Source organism: Mycobacterium sp. IS-3022 (genome assembly GCF_001500065.1).
Lineage (GTDB): Bacteria > Actinomycetota > Actinomycetes > Mycobacteriales > Mycobacteriaceae > Mycobacterium.
Genome location: NZ_LQIN01000012.1, coordinates 202,146 through 220,911 on the forward strand (window position 1 = coordinate 202,146; position 18,766 = coordinate 220,911).

Annotated in this window: 19 protein-coding genes and 1 pseudogene; 13 read left to right on the forward strand and 7 right to left on the reverse strand. The window is 66.3% G+C overall.

The window, feature by feature from the left end:
• Nucleotides 1-172: 172 nt before the first annotated feature.
• Complete coding sequence (locus AU188_RS10350; RefSeq protein ID WP_059163623.1) at nt 173-841, forward strand: TetR/AcrR family transcriptional regulator; 669 nt, start codon at nt 173-175, stop codon at nt 839-841.
• Here AU188_RS10350 and AU188_RS10355 read toward each other — a convergent pair.
• Genes AU188_RS10355 through AU188_RS10365 form a run of 3 tightly spaced genes read right to left on the reverse strand, consistent with a single transcriptional unit; the run spans nt 799 to nt 2,944 of the window.
• Nucleotides 799-1,254 carry an Rv2576c family protein gene (locus AU188_RS10355; RefSeq protein ID WP_059163624.1) on the reverse strand — a complete coding sequence of 152 codons (456 nt, stop codon included), beginning with the start codon at nt 1,252-1,254 and terminating at the stop codon, nt 799-801. The genes AU188_RS10350 and AU188_RS10355 overlap by 43 nt on opposite strands.
• A gap of 52 nt (nt 1,255-1,306) precedes the next feature.
• Nucleotides 1,307-2,452 carry a thiolase family protein gene (locus AU188_RS10360; protein ID WP_059163625.1) on the reverse strand — a complete coding sequence of 382 codons (1,146 nt, stop codon included), beginning with the start codon at nt 2,450-2,452 and terminating at the stop codon, nt 1,307-1,309.
• 15 nt (nt 2,453-2,467) lie between these two features.
• Entirely contained in the window at nt 2,468-2,944 is a 477-nt protein-coding gene (locus tag AU188_RS10365; RefSeq protein WP_172799453.1) for a Zn-ribbon domain-containing OB-fold protein, read from the reverse strand.
• 30 nt (nt 2,945-2,974) lie between these two features.
• Here AU188_RS10365 and AU188_RS10370 point away from each other — a divergent pair, with 30 nt between their 5' ends.
• From AU188_RS10370 to AU188_RS24930, 3 genes and pseudogenes are all read left to right on the forward strand, one after another.
• Nucleotides 2,975-3,394, forward strand: a complete 420-nt coding sequence (locus tag AU188_RS10370) for a nuclear transport factor 2 family protein (protein ID WP_059163626.1) — start codon at nt 2,975-2,977, stop codon at nt 3,392-3,394.
• Entirely contained in the window at nt 3,391-4,194 is an 804-nt protein-coding gene (locus AU188_RS10375; protein ID WP_059163627.1) for an SDR family NAD(P)-dependent oxidoreductase, read from the forward strand. The genes AU188_RS10370 and AU188_RS10375 overlap by 4 nt, the downstream gene beginning before the upstream one ends.
• A gap of 10 nt (nt 4,195-4,204) precedes the next feature.
• A pseudogene (locus tag AU188_RS24930) lies at nt 4,205-4,465 on the forward strand (VOC family protein); the annotation flags it as partial.
• Nucleotides 4,466-4,487: 22 nt separating this feature from the next.
• Here the strand turns inward: AU188_RS24930 and AU188_RS10385 are convergent.
• Nucleotides 4,488-5,204 carry an enoyl-CoA hydratase/isomerase family protein gene (locus AU188_RS10385; RefSeq protein ID WP_059163629.1) on the reverse strand — a complete coding sequence of 239 codons (717 nt, stop codon included), beginning with the start codon at nt 5,202-5,204 and terminating at the stop codon, nt 4,488-4,490.
• Between the two features lie 90 nt (nt 5,205-5,294).
• Between AU188_RS10385 and AU188_RS10390 the strand changes: the two genes are divergently transcribed.
• The 6 genes from AU188_RS10390 (at nt 5,295) to AU188_RS10415 (ending at nt 12,044) form a co-directional block, all read left to right on the forward strand.
• Nucleotides 5,295-6,875 carry an AMP-binding protein gene (locus tag AU188_RS10390; RefSeq protein WP_059163630.1) on the forward strand — a complete coding sequence of 527 codons (1,581 nt, stop codon included), beginning with the start codon at nt 5,295-5,297 and terminating at the stop codon, nt 6,873-6,875.
• 131 nt (nt 6,876-7,006) lie between these two features.
• Nucleotides 7,007-8,197 carry an amidohydrolase family protein gene (locus AU188_RS10395; protein ID WP_059101904.1) on the forward strand — a complete coding sequence of 397 codons (1,191 nt, stop codon included), beginning with the start codon at nt 7,007-7,009 and terminating at the stop codon, nt 8,195-8,197.
• Complete coding sequence (locus AU188_RS10400) at nt 8,194-9,654, forward strand: FadD3 family acyl-CoA ligase (RefSeq protein WP_082686572.1); 1,461 nt, start codon at nt 8,194-8,196, stop codon at nt 9,652-9,654. Before AU188_RS10395 ends, AU188_RS10400 begins: the two co-directional genes overlap by 4 nt.
• Before the next feature lie 143 nt (nt 9,655-9,797).
• Nucleotides 9,798-10,700 (forward strand): Rv1363c family protein, encoded by a 903-nt coding sequence (locus tag AU188_RS10405; RefSeq protein ID WP_059163829.1) that lies wholly within the window; start codon nt 9,798-9,800, stop codon nt 10,698-10,700.
• The gene (locus AU188_RS10410) at nt 10,697-11,332 is read left to right on the forward strand and encodes a hypothetical protein (protein WP_216636176.1); all 636 of its coding nucleotides are present in this window, start codon (nt 10,697-10,699) and stop codon (nt 11,330-11,332) included. Before AU188_RS10405 ends, AU188_RS10410 begins: the two co-directional genes overlap by 4 nt.
• 10 nt (nt 11,333-11,342) lie before the next feature.
• Nucleotides 11,343-12,044 (forward strand): IspD/TarI family cytidylyltransferase, encoded by a 702-nt coding sequence (locus tag AU188_RS10415; RefSeq protein WP_059163632.1) that lies wholly within the window; start codon nt 11,343-11,345, stop codon nt 12,042-12,044.
• Here AU188_RS10415 and AU188_RS10420 read toward each other — a convergent pair.
• Nucleotides 12,019-12,741: an IspD/TarI family cytidylyltransferase gene (locus tag AU188_RS10420; protein ID WP_172799454.1), complete on the reverse strand. Its 723-nt coding sequence runs from the start codon at nt 12,739-12,741 to the stop codon at nt 12,019-12,021. The two genes, AU188_RS10415 and AU188_RS10420, sit on opposite strands and share 26 nt — an antisense overlap.
• 107 nt (nt 12,742-12,848) lie before the next feature.
• On the opposite strand from AU188_RS10420, the gene AU188_RS10425 reads away from it, so the two are divergent.
• The gene (locus AU188_RS10425) at nt 12,849-14,099 is read left to right on the forward strand and encodes a low temperature requirement protein A (RefSeq protein ID WP_059163634.1); all 1,251 of its coding nucleotides are present in this window, start codon (nt 12,849-12,851) and stop codon (nt 14,097-14,099) included.
• 21 nt (nt 14,100-14,120) lie between these two features.
• Nucleotides 14,121-14,540, forward strand: a complete 420-nt coding sequence (locus tag AU188_RS10430) for a ChaB family protein (protein WP_059163635.1) — start codon at nt 14,121-14,123, stop codon at nt 14,538-14,540.
• Between the two features lie 19 nt (nt 14,541-14,559).
• Here AU188_RS10430 and AU188_RS10435 read toward each other — a convergent pair whose 3' ends face one another.
• Entirely contained in the window at nt 14,560-15,825 is a 1,266-nt protein-coding gene (locus tag AU188_RS10435; RefSeq protein WP_059163636.1) for an MFS transporter, read from the reverse strand.
• Between the two features lie 281 nt (nt 15,826-16,106).
• Between AU188_RS10435 and AU188_RS10440 the strand changes: the two genes are divergently transcribed.
• Nucleotides 16,107-16,901 (forward strand): MerR family transcriptional regulator, encoded by a 795-nt coding sequence (locus AU188_RS10440; protein ID WP_353612113.1) that lies wholly within the window; start codon nt 16,107-16,109, stop codon nt 16,899-16,901.
• Nucleotides 16,902-16,904: 3 nt separating this feature from the next.
• Here AU188_RS10440 and AU188_RS10445 read toward each other — a convergent pair whose 3' ends face one another.
• Nucleotides 16,905-18,101 carry an ABC transporter substrate-binding protein gene (locus tag AU188_RS10445; RefSeq protein ID WP_059163832.1) on the reverse strand — a complete coding sequence of 399 codons (1,197 nt, stop codon included), beginning with the start codon at nt 18,099-18,101 and terminating at the stop codon, nt 16,905-16,907.
• Nucleotides 18,102-18,766: the final 665 nt, after the last annotated feature.

Consider the following 18,766-nt stretch of genomic DNA (forward strand, 5'->3'; position numbering starts at 1 on the left):
CAGGGTCGACGCTTACCCGCGTGTGATGAGCGGCCCGCGCCGCTCGATGAATTACTTGGCTGAATGTGCTGAGCACTTGCTTAGCATGGGGTTAAGGTCGGGGTCAAGATCACACGACGGGCCCGCCACTACGATCGGCGTGTCGGAAGGGGCGGGAAAGAGAAATGATCAAATGACAACGGCTTCTGGGCCGGCGCGAAGGATCGGAGCGCCGGACGCGAAGAACCGCGGCGTGCTGCTCGACGCCGCCGAACAGCTGCTCCTCGAGGAGGGCTACGCGGCCGTCACGTCGCGACGGGTGGCCGACAAGGCCGGACTCAAGCCACAACTCGTGCACTATTACTTCCGCACCATGGAAGACCTGTTCCTGGCGGTGTTTCGCCGAATGGCAGAGGCGGGCCTTGAAATGCTCACCGAGGCGCTCGCGTCGCCGCAGCCGCTGTGGGCGCTGTGGCGGTTCAGCACCCAGCCTGAGGCCACGCGGCTGACGATGGAGTTCATGGGTCTGGCCAATCACCGCAAGGCGCTGCGCGCCGAGATCATCTACTACGCCGAACGGTTCCGTGAGGAGCAGAACAAGGCGATCGCCGCTGCGCTCCAGCGCTATGGCGCCATGACCAGCGATGTGCCACCGGTGGTGTGGACGGTGTTCGCGACCAGCGTGTCGCAGGCGCTGGTGGTGGAACGGGCGCTCGGCATGACGACCGGTCACGCCGAAACATTTGCGTTCTGCGAGAAGTGGATTCGCCAACTGGAAGGTGAACCGCGCCCCGCCGATCGCACGGGTCCGTCAGATGCTCACCAGTTCCGAATCGAGCAGAGCGCGCCCTTCGGTCCCTGATTGGTGGCGACGACCACCCCGTCCACCGCGAGCACGCAGTGAATGTTCGGCTTCGCCTCGCCGAGGCCGCTGGTCGCCGTGACCATCGCCCACCGATCCGGGTCGGCCAGTTGCACGTCCAGGTTCCACTGCTGATCGGGGCCGATCTGGGCCTTGACCTTCGGGCTGAACTGGTAGGGGTTGTGGCTGTAGGCGGCCCAGTTCGGCGGATCGACGTCGCGGTAGTAGATGTCCACGTAATACGGTTGCTCGGCGAAGACCGAGTACTTGACGTTGTGCAGCGGCGGTGGCGGCGGGCCCTGCGCCACCGCCGGCGCGCTGACCGACAGCACGCCGCCGGCCGTCAGCGCGGTTGCTGCAGCGACACCGAGCAAAGGCCGGGCCGGGCGACGGGGGCTGCGCGCGAAGATCATTTCCGGATCTTAGAACGACGTCCGCGGGTCAGGCCCCGAATCGGGAACCGCATCAGAGCGTGAGGATCGTCGCCGACGCGGTACCGGGAGCGCCGTACACCTGGGCCAACCCCACCTTGGGCTCGCCGGGCACCTGGCGGTCGCCGGCCTCGCCGCGCAACTGCCGGACGAGTTCGTGAACTTGGCGCAGCCCGGAGGCCCCGATCGGCTCACCGTTGGCAATCAATCCGCCGTCGGTGTTGATCGGCAGCGAGCCGTGGATCTCGGTGGCACCGTCGGCGAGCAGTTTCTCCTGCTCTCCGTCGGCGCACAGGCCGGTCTCGGCCATGTGGATGACCTCGGCGCCCGCGTCCGTGTCCTGCAGTTGGGCGACGTCGACGTCCTCTGGTCCCAGGCCCGCGGCTTCATAGGCCGCCTTGGCGGCGTACACGGTCGGGGAGGCGTCCTCGTCCAGCGGCGCTGACGTCGCGTGAACCTCGTAGGCGCCGAAGCGGCGGGTGCGAATCTCGGTGGCCCGCACATACACCGGCTTCTTGGTGAAGCGGTGGGCGATGTCGCCGCGGCACATGATCACCGCCGCCGCCCCTTCGTCGGGCGCGCAGAACATGTACTGCGTGAGCGGATAGTTCAGCACCGTCGAGTTGAGGATCTCTTCTTCCGGAATTGGCTTGCGGCGAAACGCATTTGGATTCAACGCGCCGTTGCGGAAGTTCTTGGCCGCCACCTTGGCCAGCGTGGCCTGCGAGATGCCGTGCTGGTGGAGGTAGTGGTTGGCCTTCATCCCGAAGAATTTTGTGGTGACGAACTGACCGTTCTCGGCGTACCACTGAGGCAGTGCCAGTTTGGCCGGGTCATCGGTGAACGCTCCGCGCGGATGCTTGTCGAGGCCGATCGCGATGCCGATGTCGTACTTGCCGAGCCGGATGGTGTCGGCGGTCTGCTGGATCGCGCTCGCGGCGGTGGCACACGCGTTGAACACGTTCGTGAACGTGATTCCGGTCAAGCCGACGAGGCGGGTAACCGCGTCGGGATTGGAGACCTCGTAGCTGCCCCCGAAACCGAATTGGATGTCCTTCCAGTCCACGCTGGCGTCGGTGAGCGCGGCCTGGATGGCCTCGGCGCCCATCTCCATCGCCGTCTTCGGAAATCGGCCGAACGGGTGCAACCCCACGCCGATGATCGCCACGTCGTTGGTCATCTCGGTCTCCTGTGTCTAGACGGGCTTGAAGGCGAAGGTGACGACTTCGTTGCCCTCGTCGTCGGTGGTGAACGGCACCATCGTCAGCTCGACGTCCATACCGAACTCCAGCTTGGCGGGGTCGTTCTCGGTGAGCCGGCCCTCGACGCGGATGACGTCCTCGAGCTGAACCAGTCCGACGCCGAACGGCACGAAGTCGTTGCCGGTCGGACCCTTGTACGGCGCGCCGGGCGGAAAGCCCTGCGTGGTCCACGCCACGAGCGTGCCGCGTCGGGGCAGCTTGATCTCGGACATCTCCCCGGCGCTACACCTGGGACAGCGCTGCTGGACCGGGAACGCGGTGGCGCCGCATGCGCCGCACCGGCTCCCGATCAGCTGCGGGTTGTCATCGGGCCAGGTCGAGATTTCGGGCGCGAGCGCCACTTGCTGTGTCGGCACGGGCCGACGATAACCGGAAATGACGTTCTCGTCTAGAGAGAACCTGGTCGTCATCCCGGGGCGCCGGCTGTTAGCCTGCGCGGTGTGGACGATGACAAAGCGCAGATCGCCGAGGTGTTGATTCGCTACGCGACCGGAATCGACTCCAAGGACTGGGCGCTGTTTCGCACGTGCTGGACCGACGAAGTCGACATCGACTACGGCGATCTGGGGACCTTCACCGATGCCGATGCCTTCACCGCGCTGATGGAGCAGATCCACGGCGGCATGGGGCAGACGTATCACCGCATCTCCAACATCGTCATCGACGTGACGGCCGACCGGGCGGCGGCGCGGTCCTACGTCCACGCCGTGTTGATGGCCGTGCCGGACGACAGTTCGAGTTGGATCGATGCGCTCGGCCATTACGACGACGAACTCACCCGCGCGGCCGACGGTTGGCGAATCGTCAAGCGCACGACCAACATCGCGCGTGTGATGAGTGCGGCGGGCGTCGCCCCGTGACCGACGGCTTCGCGGCCCGGTACGGTCGCTGGGCGGTGATCGCGGGGGCATCCGAAGGAATCGGTGCTGCGCTGGCCGACCAATTGGCGTCGCGCGGCCTCGATCTCGTGTTGATCGCGCGCAACGGTCCGCTGCTCGAGGAGGTCGCCGCCCGGGTACGGGATCGGCATGGCGTCCAGACCCGCGTCGTCGTCCAGGACCTGACCGTGCCCGACGTGGTGGCGAAGCTGGCCGCGGCCACCAACGACCTCGCGATCGGGCTGCTGATCTACAACGCCGGCGCCTCCGATCGCACGGAGGCGTTCCTGGACAACGAGATCGACTACTCGCTCAAGCAGGTGGCACTGGACTGCATTGGGCCGATGGCACTGGCTCATCACTTCGGTTCGGCGATGCGGTCGCGCGGCCGCGGCGGCATCGTGATCGTCGCGTCCCTGGCCTGCCTGGCCGGCTCGGCCACGCTCGCGGTGTATTCGGCGGTCAAGGCGTTCCAGCACACATTCGCCGAGGGACTCTGGGCGGAGTTGCGTCCGCACGGTGTGGACGTGTGCTGCACACCGCTGGGCATGACCTACACCCCGGCGCTGGCGCGGATGGGCGTCGAGTACGACCCGCAGACGCAGATGCGCTCGGAGGATGTCGCCGCGGAGATCATCGCGAACATCGGCAACGGCCCCACCTACGTCGTCGGCGAGAACAACCGTGCCATGGCCTCACAGGTGTGGACGATCGACCGGCGCACACTCGTGGAGATGATCAGCGCGGCCTCAACCGATTTCGCCGCCAAGAGGAAGGGTTGACCAGCGCGCTGTGACGGTACTACCTGGTCCGATCCGTCAGATCGGCTACGTCGTCACCGAAATCGACCGGGCGATCGAGAGGTGGCTGGAGCTCGGAGTCGGCCCGTGGTTCGTCATGCGGAACCTGTCGCTGGCCGCGCGGTACCGAGGCGCGCCGTGTGAAATCACGCAGTCGCTGGCGCTGAGCAACAGCGGCGACATGCAGCTCGAGCTGATCCAGCAGCAGAGCGAGGCGCCGAGCATCTTCACCGAGTTCCTCGACGCCAGCGGTATGGCGCTATCAGGGTGCACGCTTACTTGGTGCGGTTCATCGCCTTGTCGGCCGCCGCCCAATGCTCGTCGGACACCCACAGCCGCGCGAACGCGTCGACGGCCTCCTCGGTCGAGGCGCCCTTCATCACACGCTTGATCTCGCCCGCCGCACGGTGTGCGAGCTGGCGGGCGATCGCGCGCCAGTCGTCATCGAACGACTCGCGCGGCAGCACCCGGTCGACCAAGCCGATTCGTTCCGCCTCGGCGGCCGAGAGGACGGTGCCGGTGCCCGCCAGCAGCAGCGCCTTGCTGTAGCCGACAAGCGGCACCAACCGCTCGGCTCCACCCCAGGCGGGCATGATCTCGAGTGCCACCTGGTTGAAGCCGATCTTGATGTCGGATGCGGCCAGGCGAATGTCGGCCGCGACGGCGAACTCCGCACCGCCGCCGAGCGCGTGCCCGTTGAGGACGGCGACGGTGACGCCGGGAAAAGTCGCGATGCGGTCGCACACCGACCGCATGCGCCGCGCCATGGCGGCCGCATCGGCCTCGGTGCGCAGGGCGGCCAGAAGCTTGAGATCGCCGCCCGACACGAACGCGCGATCGCCGGCGCCTCTGAGCACCAGGGCCGTGGCGCCGTCGGCTCCGTCGAGCGCGGTGTGCAGCTGCTCCATGGTCTCCGGCGCGATCGCATTGCGCGCCTGCGGGCGATCGATGGTGATGACGGCCAAACCGTCGTCCAACTCGAGGTCGACCATCAAACGTTCTCCATTTGCGGTATTGGCATTCTCGTAATCAGAGAATAACATCGCCTCGAGTCGGAGCTGCCGCCCGAGTGTGGGGAGTCCATGCGCAACATTCCCGTCGAACTGACCAAACGTTACGAGGAGGAAGGGTGGTGGACCCCCGAGACGCTCGGTGAGTTGTTGGCCCGCAACCTGGCCGCACATCCGGGCACCGGGTTCTGGGTGCACTCCGATGTGCGTCCGTTCGCCGGCACGTTCGCCGACGTCGAACTGCGGGCGCGGCGCCTCGCGGCGGGTCTGCGCAAGCGGGGGGTGGGACCGGGAGACGTGGTCGCGCTGCAGCTGCCCAACTGGATGGAGGCCGCGGTTGCGTTCTGGGCGTCCACGTTCCTGGGCGCGGTCGTGGTGCCGATCGTGCACTTCTACGGCCGCAAGGAACTCGGCCACATCCTGTCGACGTCGCAGCCGACGGTTTTCATCACTGCACGAGAATTCGGCCGGATGGCGTTCCAGCCGGACCTGGCGGCCGCCGTGCCGATCGTCGGCCTGGTGGGCGAGAACAGCTTCGACGAGCTTCTCGACGACGAGCCGATGGCAGGGACGCTGGCGGCCGATCCGGCGGGCCCGGCGCTGATCGCGTTCACCTCGGGCACGACGAGCAACCCGAAAGGCGTTGTGCACAGCCATCAGACGCTGGGTTTCGAAACCCGCCAGCTGCTGGAGAACTACCCCAAGGATCGCGGCAGACAGCTGACTGCGACGCCGGTAGGGCACTTCATCGGCATGATCGGCGCGTTCCTCATCCCGGTGTTAGAGGGTGCGCCGATCGATCTGTGCGACGTGTGGGATCCCGGCAAGGTGCTGAAACTCATGGAGTCCGAAGGCATGTCGATCGGCGGCGGGCCACCGTACTTCGTCACCAGCCTGCTCGACCATCCGAGTTGCACAGACGCGCATCGCTCCCGGTTCACCACCGTCGGCCTCGGCGGATCCACCGTTCCGGCCGCGGTGACCCGCCGGCTCGCCGACATGGGCTTCTTCGTGTTCCGGTCGTACGGCAGCACCGAGCATCCGTCGATCACGGGATCGAGGCCGACGGCGCCGGAGGACAAGCGGCTCTACACCGACGGCGATCCGCGTCCCGGCGTCGAGATCAAGCTCACCGAAGACGGCGAAATCCTTTCGCGCGGACCAGATCTGTGCCTCGGCTACACGGATGAGGCGCTGACCGCGCGGGCGTTCGACGACGAGGGCTGGTATCACACCGGCGACATCGGCGTGCTCGACGACGACGGTTACCTCACGATCACCGACCGCAAGGCCGACGTCATCATCCGCGGCGGGGAGAACATCTCCGCGCTCGAGGTCGAAGAGGTGCTGTTGAGCATGCCGAGCGTGGCCGAGGCGGTCGTGGTGGCCGCACCCGACGACCGGCTGGGGGAGCGGGCGGCCGCGGTGCTGCGCATCCGCGACGGCCACGACATGCCGACGCTGGAGCAGGTGCGCGCGCACTTCAAGGCCGCGGGCGTTGCGATTCAGAAGTGGCCGGAGGAGCTGCACCGGGTCCCGGAGGGGCAGGACTATCCGCGCACGGCCAGCGGCAAGGTGCAGAAGTTCCGCGTCCGCGAACAGGTGTGCCAGCACAGCACCGCTGCCCCCGCGAGACGTACACCGGGGTCGTGATTCGGGGCCTGACCCACCGCCCTGGCGTGACTCTCGCGAACTGAACCGGCGGCACCCGCGGAGGCGGGAGGCACGTTGCGATTCTGGCGCAAATGAGAATAGGATTCTCCCGAGAGGAAAAGGAGTGTTCCATGGGACAACTTTCACACCGGGTGGATATACCGTTTCCGCTGTTCGATGCGGACAACCACCTCTATGAGCCGCCGGAGGCGATGACCAAGTACCTCCCTAAGGAGTACAAGGACATCGTCCAGTACGTCGAGGTCAACGGCCGCACCAAGATCGCCATCAAGGGTCAGATCAGCAACTACATCCCGAACCCGACGTTCTCCCACGTCGCCAAGCCGGGTGCTTGGGAGGAGTACTTCAAGTTCGGTAACCCCGACGGAAAGAGCAAGCGCGAACTGTTCGGTGAGCCGATGCGCTCCATCCCGGCGTTCTTCGAGCCCGAGCCGCGGCTGGAGCTGATGAACGAGCTGGGTGTCGACCGCTCGCTGATGTTCCCGACGCTGGCGAGCCTGATCGAGGAGCGGCTGCGCGATGACCCGGTGGCGATCCACGTCATCATCCACTCGCTGAACCAATGGCTCGACGAGGTCTGGGGCTTCAACTACCAGAACCGCATCTTCACCACCCCGGTGATCACGCTGCCGATCGTCGAGAAGGCGATCGAGGAGTTGGAGTGGGCGGTCGCCCGCGGTGCCCGCGCCATTCTCGTTCGGCCGGCGCCGGTTCCCGGCTTCCGCGGTCCGCGGTCGTTCGCGCTGCCCGAGTTCGATCCGTTCTGGGAGCGGGTCGTCCACCACGACATCTTCGTCGGCATGCACTCCTCCGACAGCGGTTACTCCCGCTACACCTCGGAGTGGGACGGCGTTGCGCAGGAGATGCTGCCGTTCCAGACGAACGCGATGTCGATCCTCAACGAGTGGCGCCCGATCCAGGACGCCGTGGCCTCCTGGGTGATTCACGGCGCGCTGTTCCGGCATCCGAAGCTCAAGGTCGGCATCGTCGAGGCCGGTTCGAAGTGGATGTTCCCGCTACTGGACTCGATGGCCGAGGTGTACAAGAAGGCGCCAGAGGCCTTCCTGGGCAATCCGATCGAGGAAATCAAGAACCGCATCTACGTCAGCCCGTTCTACGAGGAGGGCATCGACGACCTGATCAACCTGATCGGCGTGGAGCAGGTGCTCTACGGCTCGGACTGGCCGCACCCGGAGGGTCTCGCGGAGCCGACCCACTACGTGACCGCGCTCGAGCATCTCTCGGTCGAGGATCAGGCGAAGATCATGGGCGGCAACCTGGGTCGCCTCGTCACCGTGTGACGCACCGAAACACCTGGGAGACCATCCCTGAGATGGTCTTGAGCGCAGCGGACCGGTTCGGCGACGCGGAAGCTGTCGTCGACGGTCCGCTGCGCCTGTCCTTTTCCGAATTGGTACACCGAATCCGTTGCGCTGCAGGCGCTTTCGCTGATTACGGCATCACCAAAGGCGATCGGGTCGCGCTGTGGGCGCCGAACTCCGCGGACTGGATCATCGCGGCCTTCGGGCTGATGACCGCCGGCGGTGTGCTGGTTCCCGTCAACACCCGGTTCAAACCGGAGGAGGCGGCCGACGTCATCGGCCGCAGCGGTGCCAAGGTCGTGCTGGTCCAAAAGGGCTTCCTGGGACAGGATTTCACCGCAGGTGTCAACGTGCCGACGATCGATCTCAAGTCGGATTTCCTGTCGACCGAGAAGCCGTACGAGTGCCCGGTGGACGGTGGCGACATCGCCGACGTCATCTTCACGTCCGGCACCACCGGTAGGCCCAAGGGCGCGATGATGAACCACCGCCAGACGCTGCGGGCCTACGAGGAGTGGGCGACGCTCGCGGATCTCCGCGAGGGCGACCGCTATCTGATGATCAACCCCTACTTCCATACGTTCGGGCTCAAAGCCGGGCTCGTCGCGTCCTTCCTGCGGGGCGCGACGATGCTTCCGGTGGCCGCGTTCGACGTCGACCGGGTAGTCGACCTCGTCGAGCGCGAACGCATCACCGTGTTGCCCGGCCCGCCCACGCTGTACCACTCGCTGCTGACCGTCGCCGACAAGGACCGGCTCGCGACCCTGCGGGCGGGAGTGACCGGCGCGGCCGACATCCCGGTGGAGCTGATCCGCCGCATCCGCGACGAGTTGCCCTTCCAGTCCCTCATGACCGGCTACGGGCTGACCGAGGCCGGCAACGTGACGTTGTCGCGTCCGGGGGACACCCTCGAGGACGTCGCGACGACGGCCGGCCTGCCGTGCGAGGACGTGGAAGTCCGCATCGCCGCCGACGGCGAGGTGCTGGTGCGCGGTTACAACGTCATGCAGGGCTACCTCGACGACGCCGCTGCGACGGCCGAGGCCATCGACGCCGACGGTTTCCTGCACACCGGCGATCTTGGTGAGTTCACCGCGTCGGGACGGCTGCGGATCGTGGGCCGCAAGAAGGACATGTTCATCGTGGGCGGCTTCAATGCCTATCCCGCCGAGATCGAGGGGTTCCTGCTCGAGCATCCAGCGGTCGCCCAGGCCGCGGTGATCGGAGTGCCCGATGACCGGATGGGCCAGGTCGGCAAGGCGTTCATCGTGCGCAACCCCGGTCACGACGGCGTCACGGCAGAGGACCTCATTTCGTGGAGCCGGGAGCGAATGGCGGGTTTCAAAGTGCCGCGCTCTGTAGAGTTCCTCGACAGGTTGCCGTTGAATGCCACCGGCAAGGTGATGAAGGACCGCCTTCAGGACAATCACGGCTGAGCGTCCGCGCAGCGTGTAAATAACATTTCCGCAGGAAGCCGGCGTTTGCCGGGTGCTGCGGACGCGGGTATCGTCGCGGCGATACTCAAAATTGGATAATGCCATTCTCACGATTGATGCATGAAGCAGACGAGGAGGTCGCTGTGCCGTCTTTCAGGCGCCGCGAGTCGGTGATCGACGCGGACCGCGTCGCACAGCCGCCGCAGGATGACCCTGAGCAGCGGTCAGCGGACTCGGACGAGGTGCTGGCCCTCGCCGAGGAGGCGGAGGCCGAAGCCGCGGAGGCGGAGGCGATCGCCGCAGCCGCCCGCGCCCGCGCCAAGGCCATCCGGCTACGCAGGCAGGCAGCCGAGGCGAAGACGGCCGAAAAGGCCTCGGCGCCGGTCGAGGACGCCGACGCGAAGGTCGACGAGGCGCTGGAGGAAACCGCCGACGCAACCCCCGACGAAACGGAGGCGGCACCCGAGGCGACACCGAGCGAACCCGCCGACGAGGCATCTGAGGAGGCAGCGGTCGCTACGGCCGAAGCGCCGCGACGGTCCCGCCGGCTGCGGATGCCACGAGTCAGGTGGAAGATCGTCGCCGCCGTGCTGGCAATCATCCTCACCGTGGCATTCGTCGCCGCCAGCGGTTTCATGGTGTGGCATCACCGGCAGGCTGTCGAGGAACAAGAGCGCACCGCGGAGTTCGCCGCGGCCGCGCGACAGAGTGTCGTGACGCTGATGTCGCTGGACTTCAACAATGCGCAAGAAGACGTGAAGCGCATCATCGACAACTCGACGGGACAGTTCAAGGCGGATTTCGAGGCGCAGGCCGAGGACTTCGCCAAGGTCGCCAAGGAATCCAAGGTGGTCACCGAGGTCACCGTCAACGTCGCCGCGGTCAAGTCGATGACCGACAACAACGCCACCGCGCTGGTGTCGGCCACCTCGCGGGTCACCAACACCGCAGGCGCCAATCAGGAGCCGCGCTCGTGGCGCCTGCTGGTGGACCTGGTCCGCGAGGGCGACCAGATCAAGATGTCGAAAGTCGAGTTCGTACCGTGAGCCCCGAAAGCAACACCGAAGAGGTCGACGTGAACTCCGCGGCTTCCGACGAACCGGAATCGGCGGCAGCCGAACCCGAGTCGACAGCGGTCGAGGAAGCGACGCCGCAACCGACCGCGAAGAGCAGGCCGAGGAGGTTGCCGGGCGTCCGAAAACACCTCGCCGCGATCATGATCACGCTGCTGCTCGTCGTGTCGGCAGGTGTCGCGGCGTGGCTGTACTTCTTCCAGTTCCGGGTCGATCAGCAGACCAACGACGATGCCCAACAGGTCGCCTTGGATGCGGCGACAACGGGCACCACGGCGCTGCTGTCGTATGCCCCGGAAACCATGGAGAAGGATTTCGCGGCCGCAAAGTCGCATCTGACTGGTGACTTCCTGGACTACTACACCCAGTTCACCGAGCAGATCGTGACCCCGGCGGTCAAGGAGAAGCAGGTGAAGACCAGTGCCGCCGTCGTGCAGGCCGGCGTGGCCGAAATGCACCCCGACTCGGTGGTGGTATTGGTCTTCGTCAACCAGACGACGACCAGCAAGGAGAACCCGGACGGGGCGTTTGCCGCGAGCGCAGTCAAAGTCGGCCTGACCAAGTCCGACGGCCGCTGGCTGATCAACACCTTCGACCCCGTGTAGCGTCGCCGCCGTGACGGCGTCACCTGCCCAACGCCTCTCGGCGATCGTGCCGTTTCCGTCGACAGACCATGCTGCGGCGGCGTTCCAACCGCTGGCGGGTCACGCGCCGCTGGCGCGCGCCGTGCGGCACTGCCTGAACGCGGTCGCCGATCCGGCCCGGGTCGTCGTGGCGGTCGCCGAACACCTGGCCGGGGATGTACGCGCGCTGCTCACCCGCGAGGCAATGACCGCGGTGGCAGTGGCGGTGGCAGATGCGTCCGCCACCCGGGCGCAGTGTCTGACGGTCGGGCTCGAACACGTTGTAAGCCAGCCCTTTTCGGCGCCATTCGTGCTCGTGCACGATGTCCGGCAGCCGCTGACGCCACCGGACCTGCGGGACCGGGTGATCGAGCGCCTGGTGGATGGGACCCCCGTGGTGCTGCCCGTGCTGCCGGTCACCGACAGCGTGAAAGTCGTCGACGAGCACGGGGCGGTGATCGCGTCGCTGGATCGCTCAACCCTTCAGGCCGTGCAGTTCCCGCGCGGCTTCGCCGCCGATCACCTCGCCCGCTTGCTCGACGAGTCGGCCGGAGAGTTCGACGAGGCCGTCGCGGCGATTCGTTCGGCCATGCCGATCACCACCGTCGACGGCGACGCGGAGGCCGTCCTCGCCGAACTGCCGCACGACGCCGCGTTCCTCGAGGCGCTCATCGCGAGTCACCCCGCGTGCTGACGCCCACCAGAAGATGCTCGGCGATCGCGATGTCCCGCGCGAAGGTGACTTTGATGTTGCGCAGTTCACCGGGAAACGTATGCACCGCAACGTCGGTGAACGCCTCGATGCACGACGACGTATCGGTGCCCTCGAAGCGGTGACGCTCCGCGCTTCGGTACGCCTCGAGCAGCGCGGCCGCCCGGAACGCTTGCGGCGTCTGCACCCGAACCATCGTCGGCGCTCCGGCCGGCTGCTGTAGCTCGGTGGTCATCACGGCCTTCAGCGGCAACGCGGGTACGGCACCGCCGAACTCACGTGCGACCGCGAGCGCGCGGGCGAACATCTCGGGGCCGGCCACCGGCCGCGCGGCGTCATGGATCATCACGACATCGATCGACCCCGATTCGATCGCGGCGGCGAGATGGCGCAGCACGTTGAGCTCCGAACCGTGCCGGCTGTCACCGCCCTCGACGAACTCCACCCGGGCCGTGGGTAATTCGCGGGCCACCACATCCTGGGCCAGGCCGAGTTCGCCGTGTCGGTACACCAGCACGATGCGCCCGATGTCGGGCACTTGGGTGAGGGTCTCGAGCGACCACGCGACCATCGGCCGACCCGCCACCTGAAGGTAGGCCTTGTTGCCGGCGCCGCCGACCCTCGTCCCCATGCCCGCGGCCAGCACCACGGCCACGGCATGGGGTTGCGGGACGGTCATCCCCGTATCTTGGCACTGACCGCGCTCGCCGCCCGGCACAGGCCGACGGCCATGCCTGGATCGCTTCCATGCACGCGGTCGAATGTAGCGGAGGGAGGACGGCGACGATGAGCGAGACGGAGCGCGTATCGACGGCCATACCGCACCGGATGCGCACCATGTCCGGTCGCGATCCCGACGAGCAGCACCGCGCGGCCACGCCGCTGGAACTGCTCTTCGATCTGACGTTCGTGGTCGCCTTCGGCATCGCGGCCAACGAATTCGCCCACCTGCTCGCCGAGAACCACGTCGGTTCGGGGCTGCTCGGTTTCTCGTTCGCGACCTTCGCGGTGTGCTGGGCGTGGATCAACTTCAGTTGGTTCGCGTCGGCCTACGACACCGACGACTGGATCTACCGGCTGATGACCATGCTGCAGATGGTCGGCGTCATCGTCATGGCGCTCGGCTTCCCGCCGATGTTCGCGTCCATCGACCATGGTGCGCACGTCGACAACCGGGTCATGGTCGCCGGATACGTCGTGATGCGTATCGCCTTGGTGGGGCAGTGGTTACGGGCGGCCGCGCAGGATCCGCAGCACCGTTCCGCATGCCTGACGTACGTCGCCGCCGTCACCTTCGCTCAGGCGCTGTGGATCGTCAGCATCTTCCTGGACACGTCCGGACCGGTGACGTTGGTGATCGTCGTCGTGCTGATCGGAATCGAGACGCTGGGGCCGCTTCTCGCGGAGACCCGTCGTGGCGGCACGCCGTGGCACGCCCACCACATCGCCGAACGCTATGGGCTGCTGACGATCATCGCGCTCGGCGAGGGCGTCGTCGGCACGGTCGCGTCGTTGACAGCGGTGGTCAACTCGCAGGGGTGGACGTTCGACGCCGCGTTCGTCGTCGTGGCCGGTATCGGGCTCACGTTCGCGATGTGGTGGATGTACTTCCTGATGCCGCAGGCCGAGCGGCTGCACGCCCGGCGCGACCGGTCATTCTGGTTCGGGTACTTCCCGATGGTGACGCTGGGCGCGATCGTCGCGACTGGTGCCGGTCTCCATGCGGCCGCCTACTACATCGAGCACCATTCGGAACTCGGCTCGGTCGGAACCGTGCTCGCGGTCGCCGTGCCGGTGGGCGTCTTCATGGTGTCGGTATACGTCCTCCACACGCTCATGGCGCGCACGGTGGCGGTCGCGCATGTGCTGCTGATCGGGCTCACCGTCGCGGTGCTCGGCCTGGCGGTCTGGCTTGCGGCGACGGGGATCTCGATGGCCAACTGTCTGCTGGTCGTCACGCTGGCGCCGATCGCGACCGTCGTCGGGCACGAGACCATCGGAGGAAACCGCCGCTCGAGAGCCGGTTTGCGCAGCTGACGGCTCGGGTACGCGTTCTGCATGCCGAAGACAACGAAGGGTGGCAGTGCCCGCAAGAGTGAACTGCCGAGCACGCTGCAGAAGTCGGACGCCAAGGCCCAACGGACCTTCGCCAAGGCACACGACGCCGCAGTCAAGGAGTACGGCGAAGGCGAACGCGCGCACCGCGTCGCTTACAGCGCGCTCAAACACAGCTACGAGAAAGTCGGCGACCACTGGGAGCCCAAATCCAAGAAGGGCCCGTCCGATCGCCGAGCCCGTAGCGGCGGACCCAATGCGAAAGGGGACACCGCAGAGGGCGTCAACGCGAGTGCTTCCAAGAAGCATCTGATGGAAGTCGCTCGGCGGCTGGATGTTTCGGGCCGGTCGACGATGTCGAAGGACGAACTGGTATCGGCGATCAAGAAGGCGAACCGCCGCGAGACCGCCCGCAGCCGCTAGTTCGGGTTTCATCAAGGCGCTAGGCGGGTCGGGCGTCCAGCCCTTCCAGCAGAATCCGTTCCTGCTCGGCGGCCATCAACCGGCGGGCCTTGCGCCGGGTGATGAGGATGCCGACCACCGCCAGCGCCCAGATCGCGTACTGCACGATCCACGCCGACCGGAACGAGTCGAAGGAGATCTCTCCGGCGGTGTCGAGGATGACTCCCATCGCCTGCATCACCAACAGCGAGGCGATGAAGCCACCCATGTTGACCAGGCCGGACGCGGTGCCGAGGGTGGCGCTCGGGTTGAAGGTCCGCGCGAAGTCGAAGCCGACCATCGAACCGGGCCCGCCCACCGAGATCACCACTATCAGCACCACCAGCAGCCATAGCGGCGCCGGCCCGGGCAACGCCAACACCACAGTCCACATGAACGCGTTGCTGGCGATGATCGCCAGGACAAGCCGGGAGCGCCGGTGTGGGCGTCGTCCGGTGAAGATGCCGATCAGCACGCCGGCCGTGATGGCGGCCAGCACCGAGATCGTCAACATCGTGCCTGCCAAGCCGGCCGAGAGGCGCTGGGCACTGGTCAGATACGGGACACCCCACATCAGCGCGAACACGGTCACCGAGAACTGGGTGCCCATGTGGGTGAAGAACCCGAGCCGGGTGCCGGGTCGCAGCCAGACAGTCTTGACGCTGGTCAGCGTCTCGCGCACGGAGATCGTCTCCACCTCGACGGCGTTGCCGGACGGAGTGTTCTTCACCAGCGCCACGGTCAGGACCATCGACAACACGCCCAGCGCGGCCACCGACACGTATGCCGTGGACCAGCCCCAAGCGTTGAGAACGGCGAAGAAGGGAACCGCCGAAAGCACCTGACCGAGCTGCCCGCAGATTCCGGTCAGCTGCGTGACCAGGGGAACTTGTCGAGGACTGAACCAGTGCGGCACCAGCCGCAGCACCGAGATGAAGGTGACCGCGTCGCCCAAGCCGAGCAGCGCTCGCGCGCCGATGGCGGTCGGTAGCGATTCGGTGAACGCGAGCGCGAGTTGGCCGGTCGCCATGAGCGTGGCGCCGACGAGGATCAGCGTCTTGGAGCCGAAGCGGTCCAGCAGCAACCCCGCGGGCACCTGCGCGCCGGCGTAGACGATGACCTGCAGCACGACGAACGTCGACAGCAGGCTCGGGCTGGCCTGGAACCGTTCTGCCGCATCGAGGCCGGAGACGCCCAATGTGGTGCGGTCGAGAACTGCGACGATGTATGCGAACAGTCCGGTGGCCCAGACGATCCAGGGACGCACACCGAACCTTTCCCGTGGTTGATAAGTCTGACTTTTCAATGGTTCCGTATGCCGGGTCCCGGAGGCCAATCCGATGGCGGTGAGTTCGCTCACCGATGCCGGCCAGTTTCAGGCGAAGTTGGCTGGGACGGAACCTGCTTCGCGGAAGCCCACTAGCCGCTACCGATAACAGCGCTGATAGGGATGGTTAGGTGTGCTTGCTGGCAAACTGTGATGCGACCACGCCGACCTTCGCTCGCAAACGCACAAGCGCGGTTACAGTGATCCCATGGAGCGTCGCGGTGCACTGCCGGACCGCGCCCCCGGCAGCGGCGGCGGTCGCGGCGTTGGCTGAGTACCGCCTCGACGAATTGGCGCAGATATCCGGTGTCAGCGCCCGCAACATCCGCGCGTACCGCGAGCGTGGACTGCTCGACCCGCCGCGGCGAGTCGGCCGCTCGGCGTTCTACGACGACTATCACCTGTCGCAGCTGCGCACCATCAACCAGTTGCACCGGCGCGGTTTCAGCTCCGCCCACATCGCCGAGTTCTTCGCCAGCCTCCGACGAGGCGCCGATCTCGCCGACATTCTCGGAATCCAACGGGCCGTCCTGGGCCCGAGAACCGAAACCGGTGACGACGCGCCCACGGCGGCCGACAGGGCACCGCAAGCGCTCGACATCGACCCCGACAGCGACGAGGCGCGCCGGCTGATCGACGACGGCCTGGCGCAACTACGCGACGGTGTTGTGACGTTGACCGATCCCGCGGTGGCGCAGGTCGTTTCGCGTGCGACGGATCAGCTCGGCTTCGTCCATGCGCTGCTGCACATCTCCGAGGCCACCGGCCGGGCGATCGACGGGCTGGCGCAGGGGTTCTTACAGGGGCTCGACGAATGTGTGGCCGCGCGGTTCGGTGAGGGCCGGACGCCCCGGCCGGAGGAAGCCGAAGAGCTCGGCCAGCTGGTGCGCGACTACCGGGACCTGTGGACGAGCGTGGTGTCGCATCGCCTGGACAAGGCGTTGCATGCGCGCACGGCGGCCACCGACTCCGGATACGCCGCGGGCGTCCTACTCAGTGGCCGCCGCGAGTCCTGAGCCTCACCCCTTGATCTGCTGCCACTTGGCGATCCACTCGTCGTAAGTCGTGCAGTCGTCACCGCTGCCGTCGACGCAGTCCTTCTGAGGGGTGGTCCAGTAGTGGATCTTTGCGGCGAAACCCGCGTCGGTGGCGTGGTAGATGTCGCAGAAATCCCGCTCGCTGGTGTGCTCACAGGCCTTCACGTTGGCGGGCGCCTCGCCGAAGAACTCGGCGGCTTCGGCGTTGACCTCCGGTGAGGAGATCCAGTTCATCCACTTGTACATGCAGTTGGGATGAGCCGCCTTCGACGAAACCATCCAGGTGTCCGACCAACCCGTGGAGCCCTCCTTCGGCAGCACCGTGTTGACCTGAACCTTGTTGCGCGCGCCGATCGTGTTGGCGATCACCTGCCAGGTGGTGCCGATGACCGAGGCGCCGGACTCGAAGGCCTGCACCTCCTTGGTGTAGTCCGACCAGTACTGGCCGACGTTCTGGCGTTGCTTCTCGAGCAGTTCGACCGCGGCGTCGAGTTGTTCGTCGGTCAACGAGTACGGATCCTCAATGCCCAGTTCGGGTTTCGTCTTGGACAGGTACAGCGCCGCATCGGCGATGTAGATGGGGGAGTCGTATGCGGTGACCTTGCCCTTGTACCTGCCGGCGTCGTCGAACACCGCAGCCCATGAGTTCGGCGCATCGCGGACGACCTCGATGTTGTACATCAGCAGGTTGGCGCCCCAGCCGTGCGGGATGCCGTACATCTGGCCGTCGACCGAGTTCCACGATTTGTTCTTGAGGAACGACGAAATGTCTTCGTAATTCGGCACCAGCGAGGTGTTCACCGGTGCCACATCGCCGGCGTAGATGAGGCGCAGCGTTGCGTCGCCGGATGCCGAGACGCCGTCGTAGTTCCCGCTGCGCATCAACTGGACCATCTCGTCGGAGGTGTTTCCGAGCGTCACCTCGGTCTGACAACCGGTCTGTTGTTCGAACGGCGTCACCCAGTCGGCGCCGCGGTCGTTGGAGCCGTCTTCGGCGTAGCCCGCCCACGCGATCAAGTTGAGCCGTCCTTCGCCTTCGCCGACCGTGGCGAGCGGCTCGAGCTCGGGCGGCGTCTGGCCGGTGGCCGAACTGCGCTCGCCCGAACAGGCGGTTGCCAGCGCCAGTACGAGGGCGGCGCAGCCGATCACGACCGAACCGGTCCGCGCGGCGCACGACATGAGCGGCATCTGCTACTCCTCGTTCGTTAGGTCGCCGGACACCTTTCGGACGCCGATCAGCTGGACCTGCGGGTCGTCAACGCCAGCAGTCGCATTCGCCGCCGCCGGTGCGCCGACCGCATCCGAGGGCATAGCCAATCCTAGGAACGTGTGTCACCGGGCAGTGGTTCATTGGCTATCCCGCGTGTCCCCTTAGCTGGGCAACCCGACCGCCGTTGGTAATTTTGATGCAGCTGTGACCAGTGGAGTTCGACTGATTTTTGGGGCAGCTGTCATATCCTGTGGCTCGTGTCAATCTTTTGGCGTGCGGTCCTCAAGTGCGCGATGGCTGCCCCGGCGACGCTCGTGGTCGGCATCAATCACATCCTGAAGCCGCGCTTCGGGCAGTGGGACTAAACCTTACCGATCAGTAAGTCGAGCCAGCAAACAAATTCCAGTGGCCGACGGTCCCGAGAAGACAAATCGCGCCGGATTGTCTCCTTTCGCCGCGGCGACGGCGCTGGTGAGGTCGGGCGAAAATTTCTACATAACGATTCGATAACAATACTGCCTTGATCAGGGCAGTTCTGCCTACTCGACCGTAACCACCTGCATGCAGGACGTTTGTCCCGAATGGCTTCCGCCGGTGCAGAACTGCGCGTTATCCCGCGACGGGTTACCCGAGC

Bases quoted from the DNA above. Each gene is read 5' to 3' on its own strand.
- AU188_RS10350 (WP_059163623.1), top strand. From the start codon at position 173: ATGACAACGGCTTCTGGGCCGGCGCGAAGGATCGGAGCGCCGGACGCG.
- AU188_RS10355 (WP_059163624.1), bottom strand. From the start codon at position 1,254: ATGATCTTCGCGCGCAGCCCCCGTCGCCCGGCCCGGCCTTTGCTCGGT.
- AU188_RS10360 (WP_059163625.1), bottom strand. From the start codon at position 2,452: ATGACCAACGACGTGGCGATCATCGGCGTGGGGTTGCACCCGTTCGGC.
- AU188_RS10365 (WP_172799453.1), bottom strand. From the start codon at position 2,944: ATGACGACCAGGTTCTCTCTAGACGAGAACGTCATTTCCGGTTATCGT.
- AU188_RS10385 (WP_059163629.1), bottom strand. From the start codon at position 5,204: ATGGTCGACCTCGAGTTGGACGACGGTTTGGCCGTCATCACCATCGAT.
- AU188_RS10390 (WP_059163630.1), top strand. From the start codon at position 5,295: ATGCGCAACATTCCCGTCGAACTGACCAAACGTTACGAGGAGGAAGGG.
- AU188_RS10395 (WP_059101904.1), top strand. From the start codon at position 7,007: ATGGGACAACTTTCACACCGGGTGGATATACCGTTTCCGCTGTTCGAT.
- AU188_RS10420 (WP_172799454.1), bottom strand. From the start codon at position 12,741: ATGACCGTCCCGCAACCCCATGCCGTGGCCGTGGTGCTGGCCGCGGGC.
- AU188_RS10425 (WP_059163634.1), top strand. From the start codon at position 12,849: ATGAGCGAGACGGAGCGCGTATCGACGGCCATACCGCACCGGATGCGC.
- AU188_RS10430 (WP_059163635.1), top strand. From the start codon at position 14,121: ATGCCGAAGACAACGAAGGGTGGCAGTGCCCGCAAGAGTGAACTGCCG.
- AU188_RS10445 (WP_059163832.1), bottom strand. From the start codon at position 18,101: ATGTCGTGCGCCGCGCGGACCGGTTCGGTCGTGATCGGCTGCGCCGCC.